At 45.0% G+C, this 10,602-nt stretch carries 10 protein-coding genes; 2 read left to right on the plus strand and 8 right to left on the minus strand.

The window, feature by feature from the left end; translation table 11 throughout:
* Nucleotides 1–6: 6 nt before the first annotated feature.
* The 4 genes from AWH66_RS18360 to AWH66_RS18375 are packed head-to-tail and all read right to left on the minus strand — an operon-like array spanning nucleotide 7 to nucleotide 3,896.
* Nucleotides 7–825 (minus strand): carbohydrate ABC transporter permease, encoded by an 819-nt coding sequence (locus AWH66_RS18360; RefSeq protein ID WP_063603800.1) that lies wholly within the window; start codon nucleotides 823–825, stop codon nucleotides 7–9.
* 12 nt (nucleotides 826–837) lie between these two features.
* Nucleotides 838–1,701: a carbohydrate ABC transporter permease gene (locus AWH66_RS18365; RefSeq protein ID WP_063603799.1), complete on the minus strand. Its 864-nt coding sequence runs from the start codon at nucleotides 1,699–1,701 to the stop codon at nucleotides 838–840.
* Nucleotides 1,701–2,801, minus strand: a complete 1,101-nt coding sequence (locus tag AWH66_RS18370) for an ABC transporter ATP-binding protein (RefSeq protein WP_063603798.1) — start codon at nucleotides 2,799–2,801, stop codon at nucleotides 1,701–1,703. Before AWH66_RS18370 ends, AWH66_RS18365 begins: the two co-directional genes overlap by 1 nt.
* A gap of 6 nt (nucleotides 2,802–2,807) precedes the next feature.
* Nucleotides 2,808–3,896 carry an ABC transporter ATP-binding protein gene (locus AWH66_RS18375; protein ID WP_063603797.1) on the minus strand — a complete coding sequence of 363 codons (1,089 nt, stop codon included), beginning with the start codon at nucleotides 3,894–3,896 and terminating at the stop codon, nucleotides 2,808–2,810.
* Nucleotides 3,897–4,212: 316 nt separating this feature from the next.
* Between AWH66_RS18375 and AWH66_RS18380 the strand changes: the two genes are divergently transcribed.
* Entirely contained in the window at nucleotides 4,213–6,108 is a 1,896-nt protein-coding gene (locus AWH66_RS18380) for a sigma-54-dependent Fis family transcriptional regulator (protein WP_063603796.1), read from the plus strand.
* 98 nt (nucleotides 6,109–6,206) lie between these two features.
* Complete coding sequence (locus tag AWH66_RS18385) at nucleotides 6,207–6,827, plus strand: HAD family hydrolase (RefSeq protein ID WP_063603795.1); 621 nt, start codon at nucleotides 6,207–6,209, stop codon at nucleotides 6,825–6,827.
* Nucleotides 6,828–6,896: 69 nt separating this feature from the next.
* Here AWH66_RS18385 and AWH66_RS18390 read toward each other — a convergent pair whose 3' ends face one another.
* The 4 genes from AWH66_RS18390 to AWH66_RS18405 form a co-directional block, all read right to left on the minus strand.
* The gene (locus AWH66_RS18390; protein WP_063603794.1) at nucleotides 6,897–7,916 is read right to left on the minus strand and encodes a YcjF family protein; all 1,020 of its coding nucleotides are present in this window, start codon (nucleotides 7,914–7,916) and stop codon (nucleotides 6,897–6,899) included.
* Entirely contained in the window at nucleotides 7,913–9,286 is a 1,374-nt protein-coding gene (locus AWH66_RS18395) for a YcjX family GTP-binding protein (RefSeq protein ID WP_063603793.1), read from the minus strand. The genes AWH66_RS18390 and AWH66_RS18395 overlap by 4 nt, the downstream gene beginning before the upstream one ends.
* 114 nt (nucleotides 9,287–9,400) lie before the next feature.
* The gene (locus AWH66_RS18400; protein ID WP_006073687.1) at nucleotides 9,401–9,586 is read right to left on the minus strand and encodes a hypothetical protein; all 186 of its coding nucleotides are present in this window, start codon (nucleotides 9,584–9,586) and stop codon (nucleotides 9,401–9,403) included.
* 107 nt (nucleotides 9,587–9,693) lie between these two features.
* Nucleotides 9,694–10,602, minus strand: a 909-nt coding sequence (locus AWH66_RS18405; protein ID WP_206360059.1) for a FumA C-terminus/TtdB family hydratase beta subunit, incomplete at its 5' end; no start/stop codon positions are given.

Genomic DNA, 10,602 nt, shown 5'->3' on the forward strand with positions numbered 1-10,602 from the left:
GTCTCCTTAAACTCGACCCAGTGCAAAACCTTTCGCAACGTGGTTGCGAACAAACCAAATGACAAGAATGCCCGGTACGATAGTCAGTACCCCAGCCGCGGCTAACACGCCCCAATCTATTCCCGAGGCACTGACGGTTCGCGTCATAACCGCAGAAATTGGCTTGGCATCAACTGACGTGAGTGTCCTAGCAAGGAGCAGCTCAACCCAACTGAACATGAAGCAGAAGAACGCGGTCACACCAATACCTGAGCGGATCATTGGCAAAAATATCTTCATAAAGAACTTTGGAAAGCTGTAACCATCGATATAGGCGGTTTCATCGATTTCCCTTGGTACACCTGACATAAAGCCTTCCAGGATCCAAACCGCCAAAGGCACGTTAAACAAGCAGTGAGCAAGCGCGACCGCAATATGGGTGTCGAACAGGCCTACCGATGAATACAATTGGAAGAATGGCAACAGAAATACTGCTGGCGGTGACATTCGGTTGGTCAGCAGCCAGAAAAACAAGTGTTTATCGCCGACAAATTTGTAGCGTGAAAAGGCGTACGCCGCAGGAAGTGCCACTGCTAACGTAATACACATATTCATTACCACGTAGATGATGGAATTGACGTATCCCATATACCAACTTGGGTCGGAGAAAATGGTCTGATAGTTCTTAAACGTCCAGTTTTCTGGCCAGAAGCTTAGGCTTCCCAATATCTCTTGGTTTTCTTTAAACGACATGTTGAGCAGCCAGTAAATTGGCAGCATCAAACAGATGATATAGAACGCTAAGCCGACAATTTGGGTGTAGCGAGTGTATTTTGACTTCGTCATGGTTAAATTCCTTTATTTATTCTCACCGTGTGTCATTGCGGTATAGAACACCCAACTGACGAGTAATATGATCAAGAAGTAAATGATGGAGAAAGCCGCAGCAGGACCGATATCAAATTGACCAATGGCCATCTTGGTTAATGTTTGGCTCAAGAACGTGGTTGAGTTACCCGGTCCCCCTCCTGTAAGCACAAAGGGCTCGGTGTAAATCATAAAACTGTCCATAAAGCGCACTAGCACGCCAATCAATAACACGCTCTTCAACTTAGGAAGCTGAATGTAGCGGATGATTGACCATGTTGAGGCGCGATCAATATTAGCCGCTTGATAGTAAGCATCAGGAATAGCGCGCAGACCTGAATAACACAGCAAAGCGATGAGCGACGTCCAATGCCACACATCCATCAGAATCACGGTCAGCCAAGCATCGACCGGATTGCCTGCATAGTTATAATTAATGCCAATCCCATTTAGGGCCCAACCAAACAAGCCAATATCCGCACGACCAAAGATCTGCCAGATAGTACCCACCACGTTAAGTGGGATAAGCAATGGAATAGCCAATACGATGAGGCAAAATACCGACCACTTGCCTTTGGTTGGCATGGTGAGTGCCACAATAATCCCAAGGGGAACTTCAATCATCAGCACCGTAAACGTAAATCCAAACTGACGCAGCAAAGCACCGTGCAGTCGTTCATCATTTAACGTTTCTCGATACCACTCCGTTCCAACGAAGTAGGCGGTATTGGCATCAAAGATATCTTGTAGCGAGTAGTTCACTACCGTCATCAATGGCACGATGGCACTGAAGGCCACCAAGGCGAAAACCGGAAGAACTAAAAACCATGCCTTGTTGTTGACTGCCTTGTCCATTAGTGGCCTCCTACATTAACTAAGAATTCATCGACATAGAGCATTGTCCATTGCTCTGGAAAGCTGATGTACGCGACGCTTTTCGGTACATGTTGGTCTTCTTGAAGGCGTGCTTTGATATGCTGTTCACCCAGCTTTAAAGTGAGAATTTTGTAGGTACCCAAATCTTCAACGTGCAATACCTGAGCTTTTAAAGCAGAAGGGTTCTCTTTTTCCCAGACATGAACAAATTCCGGTCTGATTCCAATCTTGATGTTGTTACTCGATGCCTTTGCAATAGCGTCTCGATAACTTGACGACAACGGCACGTCAACATCATCAAATCGCACACCAACCTCGGTTGGCGTCACTTCCATTAGGTTCATTCCTGGACTGCCAATGAAGTAGCCGACAAAGGTATGGTTAGGTGTTTCGAATAGCTCTCTTGGTGTACCGAATTGGACAATTTGCCCGTTGTACATAACCGCAATTTCATCTGCGAACGTCGATGCTTCTAGTTGGTCATGGGTCACGTAAATCATGGTGATATTGAACTGTTGGTGGATCTGCTTAAGCTTGCGTCTTAGTTTCCACTTCAGCTGTGGGTCGATAACCGTTAGTGGTTCGTCAAATAGAATGGCCGAGACATCATCACGAACCAGTCCTCTTCCCATCGACACCTTTTGCTTTTCATCCGCAGTAAGATGCTTTGCTTTTTTGTTCAATACAGAGGTCAGCTCGAGAATTTCGGCAATTTCCGTCACTTTAGAATGAATTTTGGCTTTGTGTACCTTCATATTTCGCAGAGGAAACGCCAAGTTGTCGTACACCGTCATGGTGTCGTAGATCACTGGAAACTGGAAAACCTGAGCGATATTTCGATCCTGAGGGCGCAGTTCATTCACTTTCATTTCATCGAAAAGCACTTCACCTTGCGAAGGACTCATGAGCCCAGAAATGATGTTAAGTAGTGTCGACTTTCCGCAGCCCGATGGACCTAATAACGCGTAAGCTCCACCTTGTTTCCAAACGTGGTTCATTTCTTTAATGGCATACAGCGACGACTCGTTTGGCTGTTTGTCATAGGTATGAGCCAGTGAATTGAGTGTAATTTGAACCATGACTGACTAACCTCTCACATCATTAATCGGAGCATGAATCAGTTTTTCGTCCATACCGAATACATAGAATTTGTGGATTGGGATGTAGATTTTGATGGCTTCGTCCACTTCATAGCTATGAACACCAGCCAAGTGAAGTACCAACTCAAAATGCGCGTTGCGAACATGAAGAAATGTCTCTGAACCGCTAATTTCGGCCACTTCCACTTGAACCGTCAGCTCAACATCGTCGTCGTTTTTCGGTAACAAGCTAAGATGACTAGGTCGAATACCAAACTTGTAGCTGCCCTTTTCAAGCTTGCTTAACGACTGGTTAAGCGGGAAGTGAGCACTTTGATCAAACGTGACTTCACTTTCAGTAACGTCACCTTTTAGTAAGTTAATAGGAGGCTCACTAAACAGAGTGGCTGAGGTCACGCAATCTGGGGTGTGATACACCTCTGCGGTCGGGCCTGACTGGATGACCTTACCTTCATGGAGAATGGTTGTCGTTCCGCCAAGTGCTAGAGCTTCGTTAGGCTCTGTCGTGGCATAGATAGCGATCGTGTGACGTGTTTTGAACAACTCACGCATTTCCTGACGCAGTTCCTCGCGAAGCTTGTAGTCTAAGTTCACGAGAGGCTCGTCGAACAAAATAATTTCAGCATCTTTGACTAGTGCTCTCGCCATTGCGGTTCTTTGCTGCTGACCACCAGAGAGCTCTAATGGGTGCTTTTTTAGATGTTCAGTAATGCGAAGCATGTCTGCTGTCGCGTGCACACGTTCGATGATTTCTTTTTCAGGTGTACCAGCAAGTCGCAGTGGAGAGGCGACGTTTTCAAATACCGTTAGATTGGGATAATTGATAAATTGCTGGTAAACCATCGAGATGTTTCGCTCTCTTACCGAAACCCCTGTTACATCAACGCCGTTAACCAGAATTCGTCCTGATGTGGGTTTATCCAAACCTGCTATCAACCTCATCAATGAGGTTTTACCTGCGAGTGTTCGCCCAAGCAAAACGTTAAACGATCCTGCTTCAAAGGTGAGGTTCACGTCGGATATGTGATACTCGCCGTCGACTACTTTGCTTACCTGCTCAAGTGTTAATGACACTAAAAACTCCTTTCATCTCGAACAATGTCGTTTTCGATATTGCTCATAATTGCTAGAGTCGTGCCAACTTACGAAAATTGTAACAATTTAATTACAAGGCGTGCGGTAAACTATTGAATGGCCGTAGTTTTAAACGCTAAACCCATAGAAAGAAAGCACTTATCCTACAAAAACGTTTTATGATCCAAGTAACATTTGTTAACTAAATGTGTTCAAACTGTTCAGAGCAGTGATATGTTTATTGAGCAATTGATGAACAGTCTTTGTTCGCAAACGCGCTTTTAGTATTTTGACTCTAATTTGGCTGGTCGTAGATATGAACAGTAAACACAGCACGATCATTAAAAACTCTTGGCAACGATGTAGAGACGCAGGGCTGTCACACAGCAGTGCTCCCATTATAGAGATGGAGACAGGCTCCTCACTAGCGAGAACCACAGAAGAGCACTCCGGTTTAATAGAAACTACCCAACAAAAAGTGTTGCCGTTCTACGACAGTTTATTGGCAAACAGTAACTGCCTCATTACCTTGGCAAATACTAAAGGCCAGGTCTTGAATAGCTGGGGAGAACAACGTTTTTTTACCCAACATCAACCACAAGTCTTTCAAAATGGCGTGCAATGGAAGGAACAATTAATTGGCACGAACGCCATAGGCACTGCTCTAGAAACGGGCTCCATTGTGCAAGTTTTTCACGATGAACACTTTCTCAGTTCAAACCGATTTATGGCGGGTTCCGCAGCACCTTTGTTTGATGCAGACAGAAGAATGACGGGCGTTTTGTCGATATCAAGTGACGCTTATATGCCCTCTTCTCATACACTTGGCATGGTAAAACTGATGTCACAGGCCATTGAGAACCAATTAATAGCTAGTCGATTTCAAGCGACCCATCATCTATTTTGGTTCAATACATCTCCTGAAAACATTGATAGTCAATGGTCATCATTATTAGTGTTTAACGATGAAGGCATTATTGTTTCAGCCAATCGTCGCGCTGAAGTGGTGCTTGGTCAGAATCTTGCGCTGCAGCGTTTGGAGCAATTGTTCGATGTAAAGATGGAGCAAGTGCTATCGCACCCTCCTTTTACGCCATTTCCTCTAACTTCTCGTAGCCAGTCTAATTACTTTGGCTTAACCATACCTCCAACGACTCCAAAAGGTCGTCAACTCGATTTTAGATTGGCACCACAAACCATAGATATAGCTGCGCCAACGGACAGACCGCTTGATTTAGAACAGTTGAATACCGGCGACCCAAGATTGGCGAAAGCGATTAATCAGGCAAGTCGGATCCTTGATACCGATATACCCATTTTGATCCATGGCGAAACCGGGGTGGGTAAAGAAGTTTTTGTTAACGCATTACATCAATCAAGTAGACGCAGTCACGCCCCACTCATCGCGGTAAACTGTGCCGCTATTCCCTCTGAATTGGTTGAATCAGAGCTGTTTGGATACGAGAAAGGAGCATTTACCGGTGCTCACACTAAAGGCTATGTGGGGTTAATTAGAAAATCAGATAAAGGAACACTGTTTCTCGATGAGCTTGGTGACATGCCAATAAATGTTCAAGCTCGACTGCTTCGAGTGCTACAAGAGCGCAAGGTGACGCCACTTGGGTCCACAACCTCTTACCCAGTTGATTTTAAGTTAGTTTCCGCAACCAACCGGAACCTAAAAGCTGACGTAGAGCGCGGTACGTTTCGCCAAGATCTCTATTATCGAGTAACAGGTCTTAACATCACGCTCCCTGCTTTGAGGGAACGAACGGATAAAGAGGCTCTGATCCGATTTATTCTAAGAAAATACGCATACGGCGATGAGGTACCAAGTCTAAGCGTGGAAGTATTGGCAATGTTCAAGCAACATCCTTGGCCTGGCAATATCAGGCAAATGGTTAGCGTGATTCAAATTGCAGCCGCAATGGCAGGCGATGAAACCATCACCTCAGAACATTTACCTGATGACTTCATAAATGACCTCAAACCTTATGAAAGTGCGCCGATTCAACCTCTATTGGGTGCTACCGCATCCGACTTAGCAGCCGTCCCAAATTTGGTTGAACAGGTAGCAGAACCAGTATCAAACAATCAAGAGTGGCTTGATATTTATGAGGAATATGGAAGGAATATTTCGGCAACAGCAAAGGCGCTTAATGTCAGTCGCAATACATTGTACAAGCGCCTAAGAGAGCAAGGGCTAAGATAATGCTCTCAATTGATTGATACAGCTATAGAAATATTCATGTAATTATAACAAGATAGATTCTTCGTCAGGCCTACTCTAGTCTCCTACGAGGTATCAAATTGAATTCAGAAAAAATATGCAACGTTGTTTTTGACGTTGGTAATGTGATTGTTCGCTGGTCTCCCGTTGAGATCGTCCGACTAACATTTGGGTATAGTGCTCAAGAGGCCGAGCAAAAAGCTAAAGCCATTTTTCAACATGATATATGGATGGCGCTTAACAAGGGTTTACTCACAGAACAGCAAGCACAAGAACAATATCAATCTGCATTAGGGCTCTCTGAGTCGGAGTGTGAGCGGCTCTTCTACTACATTAAAGAAACTCAAATCCAGATTTTTGGTACGGTCGATCTCATTAAGCGCCTGAAACAAGCCAGTTACAACATTTATGCATTAACGGATAACGTCCATGAAATTGTCGAGCACTTAAAGCATCGTTATGACTTCTGGCTACTATTCGAAGCTGCTACCGTGTCGGCTGAGTTGGGTGTACTCAAACCCTCTGCTGATATTTATCAGTCGCTAATCAACAGCAACAACCTTATCGCGCAAGAGACTGTATTTTTGGATGACATGCCACACAACGTCGACGGTGCAATGCAATGTGGGCTGCATGCCATTCAGTTTAGCGATGCGCAACAAGCCGAGAATGCGCTTCGAAGATTAGGTTTAGAGTTTTAAAACTAATAACGGCAGATCTCGTGACGAGAACTGCCGTTATTATTTCTGTTGCTTCACATGAACAGACGATTAGCTAAGCTTGCCCTTCAAGCTTTCCAATACAGATTTACGAATTGAACCTAGTTTTGGGCGTTCTTCACTTGGAAACGGTATTGGTCGCATTAGACTGATCGTCTTCAAACCCAAACGAGCGGTCAGCAGCCCAACACCAAGGCCCTGCCCTGCTCTGGCTGAGAGTTTTTCTGCCAAGTTCATCGACAAAATATCCGCACTTGATTCAATGGCAAGTTCACTGGCACCCGCTAACGCAATATTCATTAACACGAGTTTGAACAACTTAAGTCTTGACCAATAACCTAGCTCTACACCGTACACCTCGGACAATTTATCGATCATTCGGAGATTGCGCCAAGCGATAAGAAGCATGTCAGCAATCGCCAATGGACTCAGCGCAACCAAAATTGCCGCTTCACCCGATAACTTCGACACCGCAGCAAGCGCTTGCTTATCTTGCTCTTTCAGTACCATGGACTGGTACATATTAAGCACCTCAGCATCACTGTGCGCACTGTGAATACTGTTCTTCCAGCGGTCAAACGAAGGGTTTTCAGGTTGTATCCCCGCCTCATCTGCCAGCTTTTGACAGAATTTCTCGCCCTGACCCACACCATCGTTGGCAATCAGTGCTTCAGCCTGTTCCTGAACCGAAAAGTGGTCTTTCAGTTTGCGAAGCTTATACAGCTCCTTACCAAACGCCCCAATACCCAATGCCGCTACTGCGGTAATCAAGCCTGACCAACCTAGAGACAACCAGTCTCCGGTATTGGCCGCCGTCACGACATTATCTATCGCTTGCCAACCAACTAAGCCCGCAAATGCCGTTAATAAGGTAGTGGCAATCCAGCCTTTTTTACTGCTTCCTTTGACTACTTTTTCAAGCTCTAGCTCGTCCTGTTGCTCATTTGTTTCATGTTCAACTGGTACGAACGTCTGTTCTGGTTCAAACAGCTTTTGACTGTTTATATCCACTGAAGCCTCTATTTCAGAAGTATCCTCAGTGAAGACTTTTCTACCTTTGATATCACTCATCGAAGTTTATCTCCAATCAAATACTGCAGTGCTTTATCAAGTCGAATATGCCCGCAAGGTTCGTCAACCGCCGTTTCAAGCGGTCTAAATGAGGTAAACTCAAACTGATTATTTTGCCAATATTCAGCCTTTGGAAGGCGGGCTGGCACACCACCGGGATACAAGGTCATGATTTCATTATCCAGAGTTGTTCCTCTTAGCGCCGCACTGCTCTCATTTCCCTTACCTACAAATCCTGCTTCGGTCGCTCTGATGGAAGCGACGCTCATGCAGCTCATTTCTATATTTTCGAACGCAGTATCTTGCCACGCTGGATGTACCATTTGCTGTAATAAGCTCACCAAATTGTTGTGCTGATCTGGCGTGACATGATCAGCCTTTGTGGCGGCAAACAAAATTTTATCTATTCGTGAAGAGAACAAACGACGTAGTAAGCTAGATTGTCCATAACGGAAACTCTTCATAATTTGTTGCAGCGCATCTTTCATATCATGAAACGCTTCTGAGCCTGCCATCAGTGGCTGCAAGCAATCCACCAGCACGATCTGGCGATCAAATGTCGCAAAGTGATTCTTGTAGAATTGCTTCACCACTTTGGTTTGATACTCTTCATAGCGGCGCTTGAGCATCGCGTAACCGCTCGTCTTCAAGACTTTGTCTGACGGAGCCTGACAAGGGAAGAACTGCAGTACTGGTGCGCCTTTTAATTCACCCGGAAGAACAAAACGTCCTGGTTGCACCCAATGTAATCCACGCTCTTTGCAGGCATACAGATATTGAGTAAAACTCTCCGAAATGTCGGCTATTTGCTTTTCGTTTTCTTCTTCAGTGGCATCAAACTGCTCAAGTTTAGTCAGCCAGTCTTGGGCACATTCGCGGCGAATGCCCTTTAGATTCTCAAACTGCAACTCACTCCACTGCTCAAAGGTCAAATCGAGTAGTGGCAAATCGAGTAACCACTCTCCCGGATAATCAATGACATCAATATACAGAGTCGACGTTTTGCTGATTAAACGTTTCGCCCCTTTTGCCGGCTTATACTTAACTGCTAATCGTATCTCACTTACATCGCGCGTAGGCTCAGGCCAACTTGGTGGCGTCGCATACAACTGACTCATCGCGTCATCATAAGCAAAACGTGGAACCATTAAGTTAGACTGAGGGACACGCTTGGCACCGATCAATCGTCCATCTCTAGCACAGTCCAACAGAGGTAAATTCTCGTGCGTAGAGGTATGCAACAGTTGATTAACCAGTGAAGTGATGAACGCCGTTTTACCTGCTCGCGACAAACCCGTCACGGCAATTCGAACATGAGAGTCCATACTACGATGCAGAAGATCAGATACTTCTTGACCAATTTGGCTCATTCAGCGTACTCCAATAAAACTAATGGGCTAAGTTTGCACTATACGAGATTAACGAAACATGAACAAAAAACCCCTGAAAATATTCAGGGGTTTACGTGAAACTTTGAGAGCGTCCTAATCGTCTTCAATTAGCTTATAGATGACGAACAGTGCAATTTCCAACAGAACCGTCAGCACACAAGCCATGGTGACGTATTTTTCATTAAAGATACTGATTCCGTGCAGTATTAGATCGTAGCCAACAAAAAATCCCACTACTAGCAATAACGCAATTTGTAATATTTGTATAAATCGAGGCATTGTTGCTCTCTCCTTGGTTCTTTTTCTAGTATGTTTTTTAGTATACGCCTGAATTATAGATAAAAAAAAGTGAGTATGCGTTCACACACCCACTTTTTCGAAGCGGATTAAGAAACTTTTTCTGCTTCCGCTATCTTAACTTTCCAGGTATCTGGACCAATTTGGTGAGCATTCGCTCCGCTTGAATCTACAGCGACAGTCACTGGCATATCTTCTACTTCAAACTCGTAAATAGCTTCCATACCTAAGTCTTCAAACGCGACCACTTTGGCTTTCTTAATCGCCTTAGCCACCAAGTATGCCGCACCGCCGACAGCCATTAAGTACACAGCCTTGTGCTCTTTAATCGACTCAATCGCCGCAGGACCACGCTCCGCTTTACCAATCATGCCAGTTAGCCCAGTTTCCGACAGCATCATATCCGTGAATTTATCCATACGAGTCGATGTTGTTGGGCCTGCTGGTCCTACTGCTTCATCGCCAACAGCATCCACTGGGCCTACGTAATAGATAAACTTGCCTTTAAAGTCGACACCTTTTGGAAGACCTTCACCACTTTCCAACATTCCTTGAATACGTTTATGTGCGGCATCACGGCCTGTCAGAATTTTCCCAGAGAGTAATATAGTCTCACCTGTTTTCCACTCTTGAACGTCTTCTTTGGTGATAGTATCAAGATTCACTCGACGAGTATTTTCGCCTGCTTCCCATGTAATATCTGGCCACTCTTCCAATTTTGGTGGCGTAAGCTCTGCCGGGCCTGTTCCATCGAGGGTGAAGTGTACATGTCGGGTTGCCGCACAGTTTGGAATCATACACACAGGCTTAGAAGCGGCATGAGTTGGTGCGGTTTTGATTTTAACATCGACAACAGTCGTCAAGCCGCCCAAACCCTGAGCACCAATGCCCAGTTTGTTCACACGGTTAAAGATATCAAGGCGAAGCTCTTCTTCTGCATTAGAAGGACCACGTTCAATAAGCTCTTGAATGTCGATATGCTCCATCAACGATTCTTT

It is taken from the genome of Vibrio barjaei (assembly GCF_001639065.2).
Taxonomy (GTDB): Bacteria; Pseudomonadota; Gammaproteobacteria; order Enterobacterales; family Vibrionaceae; genus Vibrio; species Vibrio barjaei.